Genomic DNA, 21404 nt, shown 5'->3' on the forward strand with positions numbered 1-21404 from the left:
TTTACTGTTTAGATTGGATATCTGTAAAGACTTCGTTGTATTTCTTAACGATATCTGATTTATTCTTGATAACATAATCATAATCTTCAGTGAGTGTTTTGATTTTGTCAATTGGTTTCATATTTTCGCTTGTTTTAGCATTTTTACGAACAGGACGGTTAGTAGTGGTTGTACCAAGGGTATCTTGTACTTCTTGAGAGATAATAAAATCGATAAATTTCTTAGCATTTTCCATGTTTTTAGCTTTTTTAACGATAGCAGCACTCGCTGGTAAGAAAACAGTTCCTTCTTTTGGATAGACTACCTTGATGTTAGCTCCATCATTTAAGAGTTTAACCGCTGGATCTTCATAAGAGAGACCAACAGCCATTTCTCCATCAGCTACTGCTTTATAGACACCAGATGAGCTTGAACCGATTTTACCGTCAATAAGTGTGAAGAGATCTTTTACATAAGACCAAGCTTTATCATCTTTGTAGCCACCTTGAGCTTGGAGCATATTTGTTAATTGAGCAAAGGCGCTAGAAGAGTTTGCTGGGTCAGCAGTTGCGATTTTTCCTTTTAGTTCAGGTTTGAGGAGGTCACTATATCCTTCAATGTTCATGCCTTTAGTTAAATCAGGGTTGATGATTAAAACACTACCATCTAGCGTATAAGGAGTAGAGTAGCCAGTTGTGTTTTGATATTCTTTGATAACATTATCATTTTCTTTTGAAGTATAGTTTTCAAAGAGTTCTCCGTGGGTAGCATATTGTGTATAAGAACCACCAAAGATGACATCGGCGACAGGAGCTTCTTTTTCTGACTCTAGTTTTTTGAAAAGTTCTCCAGTACCAGCTTGAATCAGTTCTACTTTGATACCATATTTTTCTTCAAAGGCAGGAATAGTTGCTCCAATTAAGCCCTCTGAGTTTGGTGAATAAACGACTAGCGAACCGCCGTCTCCTTTATCAGATGAACTGTCATCGGCAGATTCATTAGAAGAACAAGCAGCAAGACCAAAAAGAGCTAGTCCGCAAGCAGCATAATACATCCATTTCTTTTTCATGATGGATACCTCCGTTATGTTATTTAAGTTTATTTTAAAACAATGTAAGCGTTTTTAAAACTAATAATTCTATTCTATTAGAGTAAAATTCTCTACAAAAACGGAAGTAATCTTTTTGATTTTATAGTAGGGTTCGACAGTTAATAATTGAAAAGTCAAATTTTATTTTTTAGATTGGATATCTGTAAAAATATCATTGTACTTTTTAAGAATAGCTGATTTATTTTGGATGACATAATCTGAATCTTCAGTAGCGATATTGATTTCTGTCATTGATTTCATATTTTTATTGGTTTTAGCATTTTTTCGAATGGGTCTGATGGTTGTTTCAGTTCCTAGTTTATCCTGAATGTCTTGAGAAAGAAGGAAATCGATAAATTTTTTAGCATTTTCCATGTGTTTGGCATTTTTGATAATAGCTGCGTTACCAGGTAAAAAGACGGTTCCTTCTTTTGGATAAATGACTTTTACATCAACGCCATCGTTTAAGAGTTTCAATGCAGGATCTTCATAGGTAAGTCCTACAGCCATTTCTCCGTCAGCGACAGATTTGTAGACATTTGAAGAACTAGAAGCAATTTTCCCGTCTACTAAGCTAAATAGATTTTTCACATATGTCCAAGCTTGCTCATTTTCATAGCCACCTTGATCCACAAGCATGTTTGTTAATTGAGCAAAGGCACTAGAAGAATTACTTGGATCAGCAGTAGCAATTTTTCCTTTTAATTTAGGATTAAGTAAATCATTATAGCCTTCAATTTTAATATCTTTAGTTAAAGCTGAATTGACAATTAGAACACTGACATCAAGAGTGTATGGAGTGTAGAATCCTGTTTTATTCTGATATTCAGGGATAATTTGGTCGTTTTCTTGGGAGATATAGGGCTCAAAGAGTTTTTCGTTAGAAGAGAAGAGTGCGTAGGAACCTCCGAAAATGACATCGGCTACGGGAGCTTCTTTCTCAGCTTCTGCTTTCTTGAATAATTCACCAGTACTAGCTTGGACTAAGTCAACCTTGATGCCATATTTTTCTTCGAAGGCTGGGATTGTTTCTTCGATAAGATCTTCAGGGTTAGGCGAGTATACAACCAAAGTGTTATTCGAATCTGTTTCAGTGCTAGTTTCCGCTCCTATAGCTGAAGAACATCCTGATAAAGTAAGAAATATCCAACCACAAGAGAGAAAGAATAGTAGTTTTTTCATAAGAGTCTCCTTTTTTACGAACGTTTTTGCTCTACAACTTTTATAACGTTTATAATTTGTAGAGTCCTACAGAATATAATAAAAACCTTAAAGAAATCTAAAATAGAAAATAGGAATTAAGCTCCTAGAGTAAGGATGCGTGAACTGTGGATAGGATTTTGATGGTAAGTATAAAATAAAAAGATTGCTACAATAAAGTTAAGCAATCCTTTTACATCAATGATTTTTATCCATAAGTTTTAATTCTTTTGGAGAAATATGGAGATACTTTTTAAAGACTTTGGCAAAATATTTATAGTCTGAAAATCCAACTTGTTCAGAGATATCGCTTAAGGGGGCATTGGGGGACTCGGCCATTTTATCTATAGCTTGCTTGAGGCGGTAGCGTAAGATATATTCATTTAGTGTCATGGGGAAGTCTTCTTTGATAACCTTATATAGATAACTTTCACTATATCCCAGCGATTCTGCTAGCTTACTAATAGTAAAATGTTCTGCATAGTGGTTGTGGACAAAGGAAATAATTTGCTGAATGATTTGATTTTGTGTATCAACTTGTTGGATAGAGGAGAGTAAAGTTTGATATTCTTCTAAAAAAGGAGTTTCTTGATAGGTGCTAACTTGTAATCGCAAAACAATGTTTTGAAGACATTCTGTCAATTCCTTTGTGTCAATTGGTTTGGATAAGAAATCAACTGCCCCATATTGCATGGCTTTTTTTGCATTTTGAAAATCGTTATAACCAGATAAGATAACTTTTTCATAAGAAAGGGTACGAGTGGCTTCGAACATCATAAAAGCATCCATAATTGGCATTGTGATGTCTGTTAAGACAATATGAGGTTCTTTTTCTTGGATGAGTTTCATTCCCTCTTGACCGTGACTGGCAGTTCCTACAACTTGGATGCCTAAGGCAGAGTAGTCTACGGCAATCTCTAGCCATTTTCGAATGAGGTGTTCATCTTCTACGATAATGAGCTTAAACATGAGTTAGTCCTTTCGTTACAAATTTGACCCAAGTTTCTCCTTGACGATTGACTCCTAAATCTAGCTGAACATCAGGAAAGAAATTGCTCAATCGTTTGTAGCTGTTAACAATGCCATGCTGGGTATGAGGGCTATCTAAAGAGTCTAAAATAGCGACTCGCTCTTGTTTTGTGAGTCCTCCGGCATTGTCCTTGACCCAAAAAGTCAGAGAATCTGCTTCCAAGGTAATTTGGATATCAATATGAAGATCAATACGGTATTGCATCCCATATTTTATAGCATTTTCTACTAAGGGAAGCAAGAAAAGTTTAGGGATAGGCTGATTATCGACAGTTTCTGGGCAGACAATATCATAGGAAAAGTGCTCGAAACGAATTTTATGAATAATAAGGTAATCCTTTATAATCTTTAAATCTTGACAAATGGTTGTTTCTTTTTCTAAATCGGTGATACTGTAGCGAAGAATGCGCGTGAGATTTTGGATTAGGTCTTGTGTGAGACTTGCATCCATTAAAGAAGTGATTTTAATCGTCTCAAGCGTATTGTAGAGAAAATGAGGATTGAACTGAGCTTCCAGCATTTTTCTTTCAAAAATCCACTTTTCTTTTTCGATGGTCAACATTTTCTGATGAAGTTGATCTAATTCATACAACATATTATTAATTTTTTCGGCCATAAATTCAAACTCATCACCTGTTTGTAGATAAAGCCTTTTTTCTGCTTGTTTGGGAATTTCTTGAAGTTGGTAAACTAAACTTTCAATAGGAACAGCGTTGTGTGTAGCAATCTTATGAGCAATTCGTCTTGCTTGCGAGAAGTAGAGGAAGAATATACATAAGGTGAGAATGGAGGCTAGGCCGAGTAAGCTAGGAATAGGAAAGAAGGATTGAAAAGTATAGATTGAAAAAATAGCACCGACTTTTTCTTTTTGAACAATAAGCGGTTCGTTCGCATACCAGTGGGTGCGAGAGTGTAGGAGTTTCTCATCAAATTTTTCAAGAGTGGAACGAGTAAATTGATTTGTATTGTTGGAAAACATATTTCCAAAGCTATCGGTAATGATGTATTTAGAATTTATCATTGGGAAACTTGAGATGAAATCATTCTCAGTTACGAAAGCAATAGTATAGGCTTTAACTCGTTGGTTTTGAAGTAGTGGTTTGATAAAGAGTGTGTAGTGTTGCTTGTCTGAAGAGAGTGCAATTTTTTCTGTAACTTTATCTTGAGAAGGATTTTGAATAAGCAGTTTTAGATAGTAGGGTGATAAAATACTTTCTTGATGATCTCGATTGGTACTAAATAGTAATTCACCTGTATCACTTAGGATAATGAGGTCAGAACTAAGTTTTAATTTAGCTTTTGTCTCGTAAAATAAGCTAAAGACTTCTCGCTCTGTGTGTTTGCCGTCCAAAAATCCAGGAATCATTTTATAGTTCATAGTGGCCAGGAGCTCATTATTTGCTTCTTTCATCTCTTGAACTTGTTTGACAATCTGTCTCGTGTCTTTGGAGAGTTGTTGCTTTTGTAAAAAATAGGAAAAACCAAAAAGTAAAATGAGTAGTAAAAGAGAGGTCACAAAGGCTGCGATAGAGCTTCTATGGAGGATTTCTTTTTGGAGAGATTTTTTAAAGGAATGAGACATCTGCTACCTCCTTGGAAGGGTTTTCTGTTATAAGTATAGCAGTTTAAAAATTCTAGAGCAAGGTAAAATAGAAAAGTATAGAATAGAACGAGACCAAATTCCCCCAAAAATGGTATAATAGTAACATCATAAAATTGGAGAAATAGCATGAGTTTTTACAATCATAAGGAAATTGAGCCTAAGTGGCAAGGCTACTGGGCGAAACATCATACGTTTAAGACAGGAACAGATGCCTCAAAACCGAAGTTCTATGCTCTCGACATGTTCCCATATCCTTCAGGAGCCGGATTGCACGTAGGACACCCAGAAGGTTACACAGCAACGGATATTCTCAGCCGTTACAAACGTGCGCAAGGCTACAACGTCCTTCACCCAATGGGATGGGATGCCTTTGGTTTGCCTGCAGAGCAATACGCTATGGATACGGGGAATGACCCAGCAGAATTTACAGCGGAAAACATTGCTAACTTCAAACGTCAAATCAATGCACTTGGATTCTCTTATGACTGGGATCGTGAAGTCAACACAACAGATCCAAACTACTACAAATGGACGCAGTGGATTTTCACCAAACTTTACGAAAAAGGATTGGCCTATGAAGCCGAAGTACCAGTAAACTGGGTGGAAGAATTGGGAACGGCCATTGCCAACGAAGAGGTCCTTCCTGATGGAACTTCTGAGCGTGGAGGCTATCCAGTTGTCCGCAAACCAATGCGCCAATGGATGCTCAAAATCACGGCCTATGCAGAGCGCTTGCTCAATGACTTGGATGAACTTGATTGGCCAGAGTCTATCAAGGATATGCAACGCAACTGGATTGGGAAATCAACTGGTGCCAATGTAACTTTCAAAGTAAAAGGAACCGACAAGGAATTTACAGTCTTTACAACTCGTCCTGATACCCTTTTCGGTGCTACTTTCACTGTCTTGGCTCCTGAACATGACCTAGTTGACGCTATCACAAGTCCAGAGCAAGCTGAAGCCATAGCAGACTACAAACATCAAGCTAGTCTTAAGTCTGACTTGGCTCGTACCGACCTTGCCAAGGAAAAAACAGGGGTTTGGACCGGTGCTTATGCCATCAACCCTGTCAATGGCAAAGAAATTCCAATCTGGATTGCGGACTATGTTCTTGCTAGCTATGGAACAGGTGCGGTAATGGCTGTGCCAGCCCACGACCAACGTGACTGGGAATTTGCCAAACAGTTTGGTCTTCCAATCGTAGAAGTGCTTGAAGGTGGTAATGTGGCGGAAGCTGCCTACACAGAAGATGGACTTCACGTTAACTCAGATTTCCTAGATGGTCTTAACAAAGAAGACGCCATTGCTAAAATCGTAGCTTGGTTGGAAGAGAAAGGTTGTGGACAAGAGAAGGTTACCTACCGTCTCCGCGACTGGCTCTTTAGCCGTCAACGTTACTGGGGTGAACCAATCCCAATTATTCATTGGGAAGATGGGACTTCAACGGCTGTTCCTGAAAATGAACTCCCACTTGTCTTGCCAGTCACCAAGGACATCCGCCCTTCAGGTACGGGTGAAAGCCCATTGGCTAACTTGACAGACTGGCTTGAAGTAACTCGTGAAGATGGGGTCAAAGGTCGTCGTGAAACCAATACGATGCCACAATGGGCTGGTTCAAGTTGGTACTACCTCCGCTATATCGATCCACACAACACAGAGAAATTGGCTGATGAGGACCTTCTCAAACAATGGTTGCCAGTCGATATCTACGTGGGTGGTGCAGAACACGCCGTTCTTCACTTGCTCTACGCTCGTTTCTGGCACAAATTCCTCTATGATCTCGGTGTCGTTCCAACTAAAGAGCCATTCCAAAAACTCTTTAACCAAGGAATGATCTTGGGTACTAGCTACCGTGACCACCGTGGCGCTCTTGTGGCGACTGACAAGGTTGAAAAACGTGACGGTTCCTTCTTCCATGTGGAAACAGGGGAAGAGTTGGAGCAAGCACCAGCCAAGATGTCTAAATCTCTCAAGAACGTGGTCAACCCAGACGATGTGGTGGAACAATACGGTGCCGATACTCTTCGTGTCTATGAAATGTTCATGGGACCACTTGATGCTTCGATCGCTTGGTCAGAAGAAGGTCTGGAAGGAAGCCGTAAGTTCCTTGACCGTGTTTACCGTTTGATGACAACCAAAGAAATTGTTGCGGAAAATAGCGGTGCTCTTGACAAAGTCTACAACGAAACTGTTAAGGCTGTTACTGAGCAAATCGAGTCGATGAAGTTCAACACAGACATTGCCCAACTCATGGTCTTTGTCAACGCGGCTAACAAGGAAGACAAGCTCTATGTAGACTACGCCAAAGGATTTATCCAATTGCTTGCCCCAGTTGCGCCACACTTGGCAGAAGAGCTCTGGCAAACAGTCGCAGCAACAGGTGAGTCAATCTCTTACGTAGCTTGGCCAACTTGGGACGAAAGCAAATTGGTTGAAGACGAAATTGAAATCGTCGTCCAAATCAAAGGAAAAGTCCGTGCCAAACTCATGGTCGCTAAAGACCTGTCACGCGAAGAATTGCAAGAAATTGCTCTGGCTGACGAAAAAGTCAAAGCAGAGATTGATGGTAAGGAAATTGTGAAAGTGATTGCGGTACCTAACAAACTCGTTAATATCGTTTTGAAATAAGATAGGAATCCTTCAGAGTAGAATCTGGGGGATTTGTAAATTGGATTATGCTATAATAGTCCCAACTAAGATAAAAACACAGTTCTGGTTGGTAGTCCAGACGTAGGCAAGCCTATCAGTAACCTTCCTCCTTGGTTGTCCATTCTTAGGGATAGATTTAAGGAGGTGCTGTCATGGAAATCGTTTCAATTGGCTTGACAGTTTATTTTGAAGATGGATTTTGGCATGGATTGTTTGAACAAGAGTATGAGGGAACTTATCAAGTTTGTCGAGTGACATTTGGTCAGGAACCAAAAGAGGATGAAATTTTGAAACTTTTACAGACTCAGTTTGTTCGGTTATCTTTTAGTCCAGAGGCAACAGTCAAACAGCATGTGAAGATTAAGAATCCGAAGCGTTTGCAGCGAGCTGTAAAGAAACAGGTGAAGCAGAAAGTTTCTTCTAAGTCACAAGAGCTCTTACAGTTGCAGTATGAGGAACGGAAAAAGCATTCAAAACAACAGTCCAGTCTCCAAAAGCAATTGCTCAAGCAAGAGAAATTTGAACGCAAACAGCAAAAACGTAGAGAGAAGCACAAGGGGCACTAGTGACTCTCTCTTTCATAAAATAGAACAGCTCTTCTTGGATAACAAGAGCTGTTTTTGCTTGTATTGAAGATTTCTTTCCTAATAGATAGACTTATCGTTAATGGCAGTTTCAAATTCAGGACCATACTTGCTTACTTCAAATTCAATCTTGCCCCATTCAGCATTTTCATTTTACTAGAAGGGAGTGTGTGTCATGATTTCTGATTCATTTTTTATTGTTTGCTTTGGTGAGAACAATACTACCGACTCTTGGCTTTTTCTGCTAGATGTGGTAAAACACCTCTTTTATAGCGCATGTTTTAAAAAATAATGTTTGGTTGTAAGTGATTTTAAACTTCCTCTAGTGATTCGATAGGAGAAAAACGAGCCTGCTCTACTTTAACTTAATCCCCATTATTTTACCACTTGGCCTTTCATTTTAACTGCTTATCTCAAAAGTCGATTTTTCTTTCATTCTTTTTGTTAAACTAGTGAGGTAAAGAGGAGGGGAAAATATGATTTTACAAGCTAAACATTTGACTAAACGGTACGGTAATCATATGGCTGTCGATGATATTCAGTTAGAGTTTGAAAAAGGAAGTTTCAATGCTATTTTGGGACCCAATGGTGCAGGGAAATCAACCACTATTTCCATGTTAATCGGTTTGAAAAAGCCGACACAAGGTCAGATTCGATATGCGCCAAATACGAAAATCGGAGTTGTTTTTCAAGCTAGTGTACTGGATGAGATGTTGACGGTTAGGGAAAATCTCACGATTCGTGCTCAACAGTATAAGGAGATTGCGGCAAGTCGTGTGGATGATTTGATTCATCAACTGGGTTTGACTGCTTTCCAGAAACAACTCTATGGAACTTTGTCAGGTGGGCAAAAACGTCGGGTTGATATTGCGCGTGCTCTTCTTTCGCGACCAGATATTCTTTTCTTGGATGAACCAACGACAGGTCTTGATATTCAGACTCGCAAATCCATCTGGGATCTGCTGTATCGACTACAAAAGGATGAAGGTATGACGATTATCTTAACGACTCATTATCTGGATGAAGCAGATGAAGCGGATCAGATCTATATCGTTGATCATGGAAAAGTGATCGCGCAAGGTTCTGCGACTGCTATCAAAAGTCAGTATGCATCTAATATCCTAAAAATTCGTTTTAAGGAAATGAAGGATCTAGAAAAATTGCGACAGACCGGAATGACAGTCGAGGAAGAAAACGAGTTGGAATATCTTTTTTATCCAAGGACGTCACAGGAAGCCATTGAATATTTGGCAAAAGTTCGAGAAGAAATTGATTCTTTTGAGTTTCGCCCAGGTACTATGGATGATGCCTTTATTGCACTTACAGGAAGAGAGGTTCGCTAATGCTAGCTTTATTGAAACGGAATTTTATCTTATATTTTCGTAATCGTTCGGGAGTATTTTTCTCATTATTGGGGGCATTGATTTCCTTCCTCCTTTATATCATTTTTTTGCAGAAGAACCTGACGGATTCTTGGTCCCAACTCCCTGATAATACGAACCTTTTAAATGACTGGCTGATGGGTGGGACCTTGGCTGTGACTGGGATGACAACCAGTTTTACGGCTCTTACACAAATGGTACAGGATCGTGAAAATCAAGTGGATCAAGATCTCTTCTTGACAGATTTAGGTAACTGGGGCTTACAGGCGTCCTATCTAATCAGTAGTATTGTCATTTCTTTTATCATGCAGGTGTTTATGTATGCTGTTATGAGTTTTTATTTTAAAGAGAGCCCAGTTATCAGTCATTTACCGGAAATCGCTTTGATTATGTTGTTAAGCAGTCTGCTTTCAAGTTTGGTAAATGTTCTCTTGATTTATCGTTTTCAATCTGTAGATAGCCTTGGTAAACTGGCAACGATAGTGGGAACTGCTTCTGGATTTTTAGTAGGAACTTATATTCCCATTGGAGTATTACCTGATTCTGCACAGCTTTTCATGAAATGTACCCCTGCAACTTATATTGCTTCTCTCTATCGACAAGTCTTGATGAAAGAGCAGTTAGAGACCGCATTTTCAGGAAATAACAGTCTGTTACAGGAATTTCAAGACAAAATGGGAATCCAAATCAACTGGCAAGAACTATTGACAAAGGAAGAAACATACTTTATAGTGGTTATTATCAGTCTCGTCGCTATTCTTCTTTGGATGTTATTTGTTAAAGTGTTTAGCAAGAGAAAATAAAGGTGTATTGGAGAGAAAATGAAGATTCGTTTTGAAATGAAGACAGAGTTTTCAGAAAAAGACCCACACATTTTAATTCAGGCAGCTCAGTTAACTGACCAAGCAAGAGAAGTCATGGAGTATTTAGAACAATTTTCAACGACTAATCAGGTGGTCATTCCTATTCGAACGGATGATCATCTGGTTATGGTAAAAATTGAGGATCTTATTCTAGCAGATATCGATAAGAATTTGTTGACCATTTATACGGTAGACGGGATTTATAAAACTAAGGAAACATTGACAAACTTTCAGAATCGGATTAACCGGCGTAACTTTATACAGATATCACGTCATTCAATTATAAACATTGACCATCTAGAGTCATTATCGGATAGCTTTTCAGGGAACATGATGGCTAAAATGACTCGGGGTATCAAATCTAGTGTGAGTCGGAAATACGTTAAGTCCTTAATGGATTATCTAGGTTTATAGGAGAGAATCATGAAGCGATTGATTGCTTATTTTGTATCGGGAATGCGGACGGCCTCCTTTATTTATTTGAGTTTGGTGTTATTGGCTCAGTTTTATTCAGGTATTACCTATCCTGCACCAACGACAAAAAATATTCTAGCTTTGTTTTTGATGAGTGGAATTATGGGAGTATTGACCTTAATCCTTGAAAGGCTAGAGTTTCTTGCTTATAGTATGCGTGTAGGAGTTCATTTATTAGCGACAGCTACTATTTTAGTATTGACCTACCTATTTTTTGGCTGGGGTTCAGCATTGTTGAGTCCCTTGCTTTGGTTCTTTTTCTTATTAATTTATGGACTGATATGGTTGTACCAGATCTGGCAAACTCACAAGCTCACTCAACGAATTAATCAAGCCTTAGAAGATAAAAGAAAGAAAACGAATCACTAATGTAGTGTTGAGGATGAGGTTTGGGGAGAGTGCTAGTTTCCATATAGAGCAAATTATGATATAGTATTTTCAGCGTAAAACAAGGAGAAAAACGATGCCAGTAAATGAATATGGTCAGATAATTGGTGAGTCAATGGAAGGTTATACACCAGGTGAATTGCCTTCCATTGATTTCTTAGAAGGGCGCTACGCTCGGATAGAGGCTCTTTCGGTGGAAAAGCATGCGGAGGATTTGCTAACTGTTTATGGTCCTGATACGCCTCGTGAGATGTGGACCTACCTCTTTCAGGAGCCAGTGGCAGATATGGAGGAACTGGTTACCGTCTTAAATCAGATGTTGGCTCGTAAGGACCGTTTTTACTATGCGATTATAGATAAGGAAACTGGTAAGGCTTTGGGAACTTTTTCACTCATGCGCATTGATCAGAATAACCGAGTAATAGAAGTGGGTGCTGTCACTTTTTCTCCTGCTCTTAAGGGTACGAGGATAGGGACGGAGGCTCAATATCTCCTAGCTCGCTATGTTTTTGAGGAGCTTAGCTATCGTCGCTATGAGTGGAAATGCGATGCTCTAAATCTGCCATCAAAACGAGCTGCGGAACGTTTGGGCTTTGTCTATGAAGGAACCTTCCGCCAGGCAGTCGTTTATAAGGGGCGTACGAGGGATACGAATTGGCTCTCTATGATTGATAAGGACTGGCCTCAAGTTAAAGCTCGTTTGGAAGCATGGCTGTCTCCTGAAAACTTTGATAAAGATGGACGGCAGTACAAGAGCTTAAGAGAATTCTGAGAGGTATTGAGATGATAACTATTAGAAAGCAAGAAATTGTCAAGCTAGAGGATGTTTTGCATCTCTATCAGGCAGTCAGTTGGACAAATTATACCCATCAACCTCAGATGCTGGAGAAGGCCTTGTCTCACTCATTAGCGATTTATCTGGCACATGATGGAGATGCCGTGGTAGGCTTGGTTCGTTTGGTTGGAGATGGTTTCTCATCGATTTTTGTCCAGGATTTGATCGTTTTGCCTAGCTATCAGTGCCAAGGGATTGGTAGAGACTTGATGAAAGAGGCTTTAGGTGATTACAAAGATGCCTATCAAGTCCAACTAGTGACCGAACAGACAGAAAAAACCTTGGGATTCTATCGTTCTCTGGGATTTGAAGCCTTATCTACTTATGATTGTACTGGAATGATTTGGGTGGATCGAAAAAGATAAAAAATTATTTTTTCTTAAGTAAAGTTTAAGTCTCCTTGTGTATTATATAGTTATTAAATAAAGACCTCCTAATACTCTTCGAAAATCTCATCAACCTTCGTTAGAGTCGACTTAACTAACTATAGTTATGCTTGCGTCTATCTGTCTAGTCTGATTTCGATTTTCATTGAGTGTCCTTTATTTAATGAAATCCCAAACTTTTCTTTTTCATCATAATCTCCTAAAGAAGTCACCCAATCAGGTGGCTTTTTTATGGCTTGGAGAGGAAAAATCCATTTGAAAAAAATTTTTAAAAAAATGATAAATCAAAGAAAAAATTAAGTTAGCTTTAAGATTCATCTTGTATCATATAATCATTAAATAAAGACCTCCTAACTTTATTTAATGAAATCCTAAACTTTTCTTTTTCATAATAATCTCCCTAAAGAGGCCACCCAATCAGGTGGCTTTTTTGTTTGTGGCTTGGATTTTTGATATAATAGAGCCATGAGTAGAATTTTAGATAATGAAATCATGGGGGATGAGGAGTTGGTAGAACGTACCCTCCGTCCCCAGTATTTACGTGAATATATTGGGCAGGACAAGGTCAAGGATCAGCTTCAAATCTTTATTGAGGCAGCAAAAATGCGTGATGAGGCGCTGGACCATGTTCTTTTATTTGGTCCTCCAGGTCTCGGGAAAACAACCATGGCCTTTGTTATTGCCAATGAACTGGGAGTCAATCTCAAGCAAACGTCTGGTCCTGTCATTGAAAAAGCGGGTGATCTGGTAGCGATTTTGAATGATTTGGAGCCTGGAGACGTTCTCTTTATTGACGAGATTCATCGCTTACCCATGTCGGTGGAAGAGGTGCTCTATAGTGCCATGGAGGACTTCTACATTGATATCATGATTGGGGCTGGTGAAGGCAGTCGCAGTGTTCATTTGGATTTGCCGCCTTTTACCTTGATTGGTGCGACGACACGTGCGGGGATGCTTTCTAATCCTCTACGAGCACGTTTTGGGATTACGGGTCATATGGAATACTATGCCCACGCTGACTTGACGGAAATTGTTGAGCGGACAGCAGATATTTTTGAGATGGAAATCACTCATGAAGCTGCAGCTGAGTTGGCCTTACGCAGTCGTGGAACTCCTCGTATTGCCAATCGTCTCCTCAAGCGCGTGCGCGACTTTGCTCAGATTATGGGAGATGGCCTAATTGATGATGTGATTACGGATAAGGCCTTGACCATGCTGGATGTAGACCATGAAGGCTTAGACTATGTGGACCAAAAAATCCTCCGTACCATGATTGAGATGTACGGTGGCGGTCCTGTCGGGCTAGGAACCCTTTCGGTTAATATTGCCGAGGAGCGCGAGACGGTAGAAGATATGTACGAACCCTACCTCATCCAGAAAGGTTTCATCATGCGAACTCGTTCTGGACGGGTGGCGACAGCCAAGGCTTATGAACATTTGGGGTATGAATACAGTGAAAAATGAGCAAGATATTCTAGAGGTTTTTAGAAAAAATCCAGATATGATGACCATTCTGGCCATTATTCGTGACCTTGCTCTGAAAGACTCTTGGTTGGCGGCAGGTTCTGTCCGAAATTTTATCTGGAATCTCTTGTCAGACAAATCGCCTTTTGACCGTGAAACAGATGTGGATGTGATTTTCTTTGATCCAGATGTTTCTTATGAGGAAACAGTATCCCTAGAGAACAAGCTGAGAGAGGATTTTCCTCAGTATCAGTGGGAGTTGAAAAATCAGGTCTATATGCATCTGCACAATCCCCACACTGCGCCTTACACGAGTTCTCGTGATGCTATGAGTAAATATCCCGAACGCTGTACGGCGATAGGGCTTCGCTTGCATGCCGACGCAACTTTAGAGCTCTTTGCGCCCTATGGTTTAGAGGATATTTTAAAGTTTCAAGTTTCCCCAACTCCTCATTTCTTAGAGAATGAGGACCGAATGAAGCTCTATCAAGAGCGGTTGCTCAAGAAAAATTGGCAAGAAAAATGGAAAAATCTGGCTTTCTCAAAAAACTTAAGAAAAATTTAAGTTAGGGGCGGTATACTAAATCCATAAGTTAAGAGAAACTTAACTTAAACTCCTAAAACTTTTTCATAATAATCTCCCTATAAAATAAAGTCGCCCAATCAGGCGGCTTATTTTTTTACTTACAAGTAATGATAGTAACTTAGCAATAGAAGAAAATAGGGAAGTATGGTATAATAAAACGATAGATTTTTGAATAGGAATAAGAACATGTTTGGATTTTTTAAGAAAGATAAAGCTGTAGAAGTTGAGGTTCCAACACAGGTTCCTGCTCATATTGGCATCATCATGGATGGGAATGGTCGCTGGGCTAAAAAACGGATGCAACCACGGGTTTTTGGTCATAAGGCGGGGATGGAAGCCCTCCAAAAGGTAACCAAGGCAGCTAACAAGATGGGGGTCAAGGTCATCACGGTTTATGCCTTTTCAACGGAAAATTGGACGCGCCCAGATCAAGAGGTCAAGTTTATCATGAACTTGCCAGTCGAGTTTTATGATAACTATGTCCCTGAATTGCACGCAAATAACGTTAAGATTCAGATGATTGGGGAGACAGACCGTCTGCCTAAGCCAACTTTTGAAGCTTTGAAAAAAGCAGAGGAATTGACCAAGAACAATACGGGCTTGATTCTCAATTTTGCGCTCAATTATGGTGGTCGTGCTGAAATTACGCAGGCTCTTAAGGGCTTGGCTCAAGATGTTTTAGATGCTAAAATCAACCCTGGTGATATCACAGAAGATATGATTGGGGACTATCTTTTCACGCAACACCTGCCAAAGGATTTGCGAGATCCTGATTTGATTATCCGCACGAGTGGTGAGTTGCGTTTAAGCAATTTCTTGCCATGGCAAGCAGCCTATAGCGAGCTTTATTTTACGGATACCTTGTGGCCTGATTTTGATGAAGCCTCCTTGCAGGAAGCTATTGCTGCCTTTAATCATCGCAATCGCCGTTTTGGAGGAGTTTAGGAGAAGATATGACCAAGGATTTACAAGAGAGAACACTTTTTGCTGGACTGGCTCTGGTTATCTTCCTTCCCGTCTTGTTTGTTGGCGGGCTCCTGTTGCAGATAGGAATTGGCTTGTTAGCAATGCTAGGCGTCCATGAGCTCCTGCACATGAAGGGACTAAAGACCATGACCATTGAGGGCACCTTGACCCTCCTTGCAACCTTTGCACTTACAATCCCCTTAGAAAATTACCTAACTTTTTTGCCGGTTGATGGCAATGTGGTTGCCTACAGTGTTTTGATTACAATTATGTTAGGGACGACTGTTTTCAGTAAAAGCTATACGATTGAAGATGCTGCCTTTCCAATTGCTGTGAGTTTTTATGTTGGTTTTGGTTTCAATGCCTTACTAGATGCTCGTATAGCTGGATTTGATAAGGTTCTTCTGGCTCTCTTTATCGTTTGGGCGACAGATAGTGCAGCTTATCTGACGGGGGTGAATTTTGGTAAGCATAAGTTAGCCCCGAGGGTTTCTCCTAATAAGAGTATTGAGGGCTTTGTTGGGGGTATTCTAGGTGCGGTACTGATAACAGTACTCTTCATGCTAGTGGACAGTACAGTTGCTCTTCCCTATGGAATTTATAGGATGAGTCTTTTTGCCGCCTTCTTCAGTGTGGCAGGTCAGTTTGGTGACTTGATTGAGAGTGCTATGAAACGCCATTTCGGTGTCAAGGATTCTGGGAAGTTTATCCCGGGGCATGGTGGAGTGTTGGATCGTTTTGACAGTATGTTAGTTGTCTTTCCTATCATGCACTTGTTTGGCCTCTTCTAAAGAAAGGAATATTGAATGATTGGATTGCTAACCTTTATCCTCGTTTTTGGGATTATCGTGGTGGTGCATGAGTTTGGACATTTTTATTTTGCCAAGAAATCAGGCATTTTAGTTCGTGAGTTTGCTATTGGTATGGGCCCTAAGATTTTTGCCCATATCGGTAAGGACGGCACTGCTTATACTATTCGGATCCTTCCTTTAGGAGGGTATGTTCGTATGGCTGGTTGGGGTGACGATGCGACGGAGATTAAGACAGGAACTCCAGTCAGTTTAACACTTGCAGAGGATGGTAAGGTCAAACGGATCAATCTATCTGGGAAGAAACTGGATCAAACAGCTCTCCCTATGCAGGTAACCCAGTTTGACTTTGAAGACAAGCTCTTCATTAAAGGCTTGGTCTTGGAAGAAGAAAAGACCTTTGCAGTAGATCACGATGCAACAGTTGTTGAGGCAGACGGAACCGAAGTGCGCATTGCCCCTCTAGATGTACAGTACCAAAATGCTTCTATCTGGGGCAAACTCATTACCAACTTTGCAGGTCCCATGAATAACTTTATCTTAGGTGTTGTTGTTTTTTGGATCCTGATCTTTTTGCAAGGTGGTGTTAGAGACACTCAGACCAATCTCTTTCATGTCATGCCAGAGGGAGCTTTGGCTAAGGTAGGCGTAGCTGAGACAGCTCAAATCACCAAGGTAGGCTTGCATGAAGTTAAGAATTGGCAAGACTTGATTCAGGCTGTGGAAGCAGATACCAAGGATAAGACCGCTCCGACCTTAGATGTGACCATTTCTGAAAATGGGAGTAAAAAACAAGTCACTGTTACTCCAGAAGAGAATCAAGGACGTTATATTCTCGGGGTTCAACCAGGGGTTAAGTCAGACTTTCTATCCATGTTTGTTGGTGGATTTACAACCGCTGCTGACTCGGGACTCCGTATCCTTTCGGCTCTGAAAAACTTGATTTTCCATCCAGATTTGAATAAACTCGGTGGTCCCGTTGCCATTTTTAAGGCAAGTAGCGATGCTGCTAAAAATGGAATTGAGAATGTCCTCTACTTCCTAGCTATGATTTCCATCAATATCGGAATTTTTAACTTGATTCCTATCCCAGCTTTGGATGGTGGAAAGATTGTGCTCAATATCCTAGAGGCTATCCGTCGTAAACCCCTTAAACAAGAAATTGAAACCTATGTCACCATGGCTGGTGTAGTTATCATGGTTGTCTTGATGCTAGCTGTGACCTGGAATGACATTATGCGACTCTTCTTTTAGATAATCGAGGAATATTATGAAACAAAGTAAAATGCTAATCCCAACGCTTCGCGAAATGCCAAGCGATGCTCAAGTTATCAGCCACGCCCTTATGTTGCGTGCTGGTTATGTTCGTCAAGTTTCTGCTGGTGTTTATTCTTACCTACCACTCGCTAACCGTGTGATTGAAAAGGCTAAGAATATCATGCGCCAAGAGTTTGATAAGATTGGTGCTGTTGAGATGTTGGCTCCTGCCCTTCTCAGTGCCGATCTCTGGCGCGAATCAGGTCGTTATGAAACCTATGGTGAAGACCTTTATAAACTGAAAAATCGTGAAAAGTCAGACTTTATCCTAGGTCCGACACACGAAGAAACTTTTACAGCTATTGTTCGTGACTCTGTGAAATCTTACAAGCAATTGCCACTTAACCTTTACCAAATCCAACCGAAATACCGTGATGAAAAACGTCCACGTAACGGACTTCTCCGTACACGTGAGTTTATCATGAAAGATGGTTATAGTTTCCATGCTAATTACGATAGTTTGGATGTGACTTATGATGAGTACAAGGCAGCCTACGAACGTATTTTCACTCGTAGTGGCTTGGACTTCAAGGCCATCATCGGTGATGGTGGCGCCATGGGTGGTAAGGATAGCCAAGAATTTATGGCCATCACACCAGCCCGTACAGACCTCGACCGCTGGGTTGTTTTAGACAAATCAGTTGCCTCATTTGATGAAATTCCTGCAGAAGTGCAAGAAGAAATCAAGTCAGAATTGCTCAAATGGATGGTTTCTGGTGAAGACACCATTGCCTACTCAAGTGAGTCTGGATATGCAGCTAACTTAGAAATGGCAACAAACGAGTACAAACCAAGCAACCGTGTTGTTACCGAAGAAGAAGTGACTCGTGTTGCAACACCAGATGTTAAATCAATCGATGAAGTGGCAGCCTTCCTTAACGTGCCAGAAGAGCAAACCATCAAAACCCTCTTCTACATGGCAGATGGGGAGCTTGTTGCAGCCCTTCTAGTTGGAAATGACCAGCTTAACGAAGTCAAGTTGAAAAATCACTTGGGAGCAGATTTCTTTGACGCTGCTAGCGAGGAAGAAGTCGCAAGTGTCGTCCCAGCAGACTTTGGTTCACTAGGACCAGTTGGTTTGCCAGAAAATGTGAAAATCATTGCAGACCGCAAGGTGCAAGATGTTCGCAATGCTGTTGTGGGGGCTAACGAAGATGGTTACCACTTGACGGGTGTGAACCCAGGTCGTGACTTTACTGCAGAATATGTAGACATTCGCGAAGTTCGTGAGGGTGAAATTTCACCAGACGGACAAGGTGTTCTTAACTTTGCGCGTGGTATCGAAATTGGGCACATCTTCAAACTCGGAACTCGTTACTCAGCAAGCATGGGAGCAGATGTCTTGGATGAAAATGGTCGTGCTGTGCCAATCATCATGGGATGTTACGGTATTGGTGTTAGCCGTCTCCTCTCAGCCGTTATAGAGCAACACGCTCGCCTCTTTGTTAACAAAACGCCAAAAGGTGAATACCGTTACGCTTGGGGGGTTAACTTCCCTAAAGAATTGGCACCATTTGATGTGCACTTGATCACTGTCAATGTCAAAGATGAAGAAGCGCAAGCCTTGACAGAAAAACTTGAATCCAACTTGATGGAAGCTGGTTACGAAGTCTTGACAGATGACCGTAACGAACGTGTCGGAGTGAAGTTTAGCGACAGCGACTTGATTGGGTTGCCGATTCGCATTACTGTTGGGAAGAAAGCAGCCGATGGCATTGTAGAAGTTAAGATTAAGGCGACTGGTGACACCATCGAAGTTCACGCAGACAACTTGCTCGAAACGCTTGAAATCCTTAGTAAGAAATAAAAACTATAATCAGAAGAAAAACAAGGCAAAAATGTAACTAGTTTTTACCTTGTTTTTTCTGTATAATGGGAAAAATGAGTAAACGAAGAGGTATAACAATGCTAAAATTTCCAAAGGATTTTGTTTGGGGTTCCTCCACTTCTGGACCACAGACAGAAGGACGAGTGCCAGATGATGGCAAGGGAGATAATCTCTGGGATTATTGGTATCAGGTGGAGCCAAACCGCTACTACAATGGGATTGGACCCGACAAAACATCGACTTTCTATGAAAACTGGGAAAAGGATATTGAGCTTCTGGTAGAGACTGGTCACACAGCCTTCCGAACTTCTATCCAGTGGTCTCGCATTTTCCCACAAGGCCGTGGAGAGGTCAATCCACAAGGGGTGGCTTTTTATCGTCAGGTCTTTGAAGCCATTAAGGCCAAGGGAATTCGTCTCTTAGTCAATCTCTATCACTTTGACCTGCCTTTTGCCCTCCAAGAAGATGGGGATGGTTGGGAAAATAAGACAACCGTCAAGGCTTATGAAGACTATGCTCGTTTTTGTTTTGAGACTTATGGTGACTTGGTGGACCAATGGATTACCTTCAATGAACCCATCGTTCCTGTAGAATTTGGTTATTTTTATGATGCCCATTATCCTCACAAGGTAGATGCTAAGGCGGCGGTTAAGGTTGCTTATCATACGCAATTGGCTAGCAGTCTTGCGGTTAAGGCCTGTCATGAGATTTTGCCTGATCCTAAGATTGGGATTGTCCTTAACTTGACACCAGCTTACCCACGTAGCCAGCACCCCGCGGATGTCAAGGCTGCTCGCATTGCGGATCTCTTCCAAGCACAATCTTTCCTAGACCCGTCTGTCTTGGGAGCTTATCCAGAAGAGTTAGTAGAGATTTTAGCAGAGCAAGATTTGCTGCCGGATTCTACAGCTGAAGAGTTGGAGCTCATTCGCGATCATACTGTGGACTTCCTTGGAGTCAACTACTACCAACCTTTGCGTGTTATGGCGCCGCGTTTTGCTAAACATCCAGACAGCCCTCTTTTGCCAGAGCATTTCTACGAACCTTATGTCATGCCGGGACGTAAAATTAATCCTCACCGCGGTTGGGAAATCTACGAGCAGGGGATTTATGATATCGCTCAAAATATCAAGAAAAATTATGGTAATATTGAGTGGATGCTGACCGAAAATGGCATGGGTGTTGAAGGGGAAGAAAAATTCCGTCAAGATGGGATGATTCAAGATGACTATCGTATTGACTTTATAAAAGGACATCTGCGTGAACTACATCGTGCGATTGAAGATGGTGCCAACTGTAAAGGCTACTTGATCTGGACTTTTATCGATTGCTGGTCATGGCTCAACAGCTATAAAAATCGCTATGGTCTGGTTGAGCTTGACTTGGAAACACAGGAACGTCGCCTGAAGAAATCAGGCCACTGGTTCAAAGAACTTAGCGACCATAATGGATTTTAAGAATAAAAAAAGTGAGATGGTGTTCATCTCACTTTTTATTACAATATCATCACCAAGGTTCCGATCGTAATCAGGATACAGCCAACAATTGTTTTAAACGTCAGGATATCTTGTAGAAAGAAAAAGGCTAGAACAAGGGTAATGACGAGACTGAATTTATCGACAGCAGATACCTCAGTCGCATTGCCCATCTGTAGGGCCTTGTAGTAGCAGAGCCAAGAGGCGCCAGTGGCTAAACCAGATAAGATGAGAAAGAGCCAACTTTTTCTACTGATGTTGACAATTTCGGTCTGACTGTTGGTCAAGAAAACCATGGCCCAGGCCATAAGAATGACGACGACTGTACGAATAGCAGTTGCTAGATTGGATGGAACTCCCTCAATCCCAATCTTAGCTAAAATTGACGTTAAGGCTGCAAAGATAGCTGATAAAAGTGCGAAGAAAAACCACATGGCAAATACCTCCTCTTTTTATTATAAGTAATTGATGCTGACTTGTCAGGTATTAAGTGAAATC

Annotated in this window: 20 protein-coding genes; 15 read left to right on the plus strand and 5 right to left on the minus strand. The window is 40.8% G+C overall.

What is annotated here, in order from left to right:
* Window position 1: 1 nt before the first annotated feature.
* The 4 genes from STO1_RS01165 to STO1_RS01180 all read right to left on the minus strand — a co-directional run bounded on the left by STO1_RS01165 (window position 2) and on the right by STO1_RS01180 (window position 4880).
* The gene (locus tag STO1_RS01165; RefSeq protein WP_007520793.1) at window positions 2-1048 is read right to left on the minus strand and encodes an ABC transporter substrate-binding protein; all 1047 of its coding nucleotides are present in this window, start codon (window positions 1046-1048) and stop codon (window positions 2-4) included.
* A gap of 162 nt (window positions 1049-1210) precedes the next feature.
* A complete protein-coding gene (locus tag STO1_RS01170; protein WP_096421613.1) occupies window positions 1211-2251 on the minus strand; it encodes an ABC transporter substrate-binding protein in 1041 nt (346 codons plus the stop codon).
* 216 nt (window positions 2252-2467) lie between these two features.
* Window positions 2468-3238, minus strand: coding sequence for a response regulator transcription factor (locus tag STO1_RS01175; RefSeq protein WP_021164622.1), 771 nt, complete (start codon window positions 3236-3238; stop codon window positions 2468-2470).
* Complete coding sequence (locus STO1_RS01180) at window positions 3231-4880, minus strand: sensor histidine kinase (RefSeq protein WP_007520790.1); 1650 nt, start codon at window positions 4878-4880, stop codon at window positions 3231-3233. Before STO1_RS01180 ends, STO1_RS01175 begins: the two co-directional genes overlap by 8 nt.
* A 147-nt stretch (window positions 4881-5027) precedes the next feature.
* On the opposite strand from STO1_RS01180, the gene leuS reads away from it, so the two are divergent.
* The 15 genes from leuS (at window position 5028) to STO1_RS01255 (ending at window position 20888) form a co-directional block, all read left to right on the plus strand.
* The gene (gene leuS / locus STO1_RS01185; protein ID WP_007520789.1) at window positions 5028-7529 is read left to right on the plus strand and encodes a leucine--tRNA ligase; all 2502 of its coding nucleotides are present in this window, start codon (window positions 5028-5030) and stop codon (window positions 7527-7529) included.
* A 173-nt stretch (window positions 7530-7702) separates the two neighbouring features.
* Complete coding sequence (locus STO1_RS01190; protein ID WP_070569314.1) at window positions 7703-8116, plus strand: YjdF family protein; 414 nt, start codon at window positions 7703-7705, stop codon at window positions 8114-8116.
* A gap of 494 nt (window positions 8117-8610) precedes the next feature.
* Window positions 8611-9477 carry an ABC transporter ATP-binding protein gene (locus STO1_RS01195; protein WP_033585855.1) on the plus strand — a complete coding sequence of 289 codons (867 nt, stop codon included), beginning with the start codon at window positions 8611-8613 and terminating at the stop codon, window positions 9475-9477.
* A complete protein-coding gene (locus STO1_RS01200) occupies window positions 9477-10319 on the plus strand; it encodes an ABC transporter permease (RefSeq protein ID WP_033585856.1) in 843 nt (280 codons plus the stop codon). The genes STO1_RS01195 and STO1_RS01200 overlap by 1 nt, the downstream gene beginning before the upstream one ends.
* An 18-nt stretch (window positions 10320-10337) precedes the next feature.
* Window positions 10338-10793 (plus strand): LytTR family DNA-binding domain-containing protein, encoded by a 456-nt coding sequence (locus tag STO1_RS01205; RefSeq protein WP_009729708.1) that lies wholly within the window; start codon window positions 10338-10340, stop codon window positions 10791-10793.
* A 9-nt stretch (window positions 10794-10802) separates the two neighbouring features.
* Window positions 10803-11222 (plus strand): DUF3021 domain-containing protein, encoded by a 420-nt coding sequence (locus tag STO1_RS01210; RefSeq protein WP_084939383.1) that lies wholly within the window; start codon window positions 10803-10805, stop codon window positions 11220-11222.
* A 94-nt stretch (window positions 11223-11316) separates the two neighbouring features.
* Window positions 11317-12012, plus strand: a complete 696-nt coding sequence (locus STO1_RS01215) for a GNAT family N-acetyltransferase (RefSeq protein ID WP_096421615.1) — start codon at window positions 11317-11319, stop codon at window positions 12010-12012.
* Between the two features lie 11 nt (window positions 12013-12023).
* Window positions 12024-12440 carry a GNAT family N-acetyltransferase gene (locus STO1_RS01220; protein ID WP_096421617.1) on the plus strand — a complete coding sequence of 139 codons (417 nt, stop codon included), beginning with the start codon at window positions 12024-12026 and terminating at the stop codon, window positions 12438-12440.
* A 486-nt stretch (window positions 12441-12926) separates the two neighbouring features.
* Window positions 12927-13925, plus strand: coding sequence for a Holliday junction branch migration DNA helicase RuvB (gene ruvB / locus STO1_RS01225; RefSeq protein ID WP_080978824.1), 999 nt, complete (start codon window positions 12927-12929; stop codon window positions 13923-13925).
* On the plus strand, window positions 13906-14490 hold the full coding sequence (locus STO1_RS01230) for a nucleotidyltransferase family protein (RefSeq protein WP_096421619.1): 585 nt from the start codon (window positions 13906-13908) through the stop codon (window positions 14488-14490). The genes ruvB and STO1_RS01230 overlap by 20 nt, the downstream gene beginning before the upstream one ends.
* 207 nt (window positions 14491-14697) lie before the next feature.
* Complete coding sequence (locus tag STO1_RS01235; protein WP_096421621.1) at window positions 14698-15456, plus strand: undecaprenyl pyrophosphate synthase; 759 nt, start codon at window positions 14698-14700, stop codon at window positions 15454-15456.
* Window positions 15457-15464: 8 nt separating this feature from the next.
* Complete coding sequence (locus STO1_RS01240) at window positions 15465-16268, plus strand: phosphatidate cytidylyltransferase (RefSeq protein WP_000159111.1); 804 nt, start codon at window positions 15465-15467, stop codon at window positions 16266-16268.
* Between the two features lie 15 nt (window positions 16269-16283).
* Window positions 16284-17540, plus strand: a complete 1257-nt coding sequence (gene rseP / locus STO1_RS01245; protein ID WP_096421623.1) for an RIP metalloprotease RseP — start codon at window positions 16284-16286, stop codon at window positions 17538-17540.
* Window positions 17541-17556: 16 nt separating this feature from the next.
* Window positions 17557-19410 (plus strand): proline--tRNA ligase, encoded by a 1854-nt coding sequence (locus STO1_RS01250; RefSeq protein ID WP_084939377.1) that lies wholly within the window; start codon window positions 17557-17559, stop codon window positions 19408-19410.
* Window positions 19411-19508: 98 nt separating this feature from the next.
* Window positions 19509-20888 carry a glycoside hydrolase family 1 protein gene (locus STO1_RS01255; RefSeq protein WP_084939376.1) on the plus strand — a complete coding sequence of 460 codons (1380 nt, stop codon included), beginning with the start codon at window positions 19509-19511 and terminating at the stop codon, window positions 20886-20888.
* A gap of 38 nt (window positions 20889-20926) precedes the next feature.
* On the opposite strand, the gene STO1_RS01260 is transcribed toward STO1_RS01255, so the two are convergent.
* Window positions 20927-21340 carry an EamA family transporter gene (locus STO1_RS01260; protein WP_000264207.1) on the minus strand — a complete coding sequence of 138 codons (414 nt, stop codon included), beginning with the start codon at window positions 21338-21340 and terminating at the stop codon, window positions 20927-20929.
* Between the last annotated feature and the right edge of the window lie 64 nt (window positions 21341-21404).

The sequence above is a fragment of the Streptococcus oralis subsp. tigurinus genome (genome assembly GCF_002356415.1).
Classification (GTDB): Bacteria; Bacillota; Bacilli; order Lactobacillales; family Streptococcaceae; genus Streptococcus; species Streptococcus oralis_F.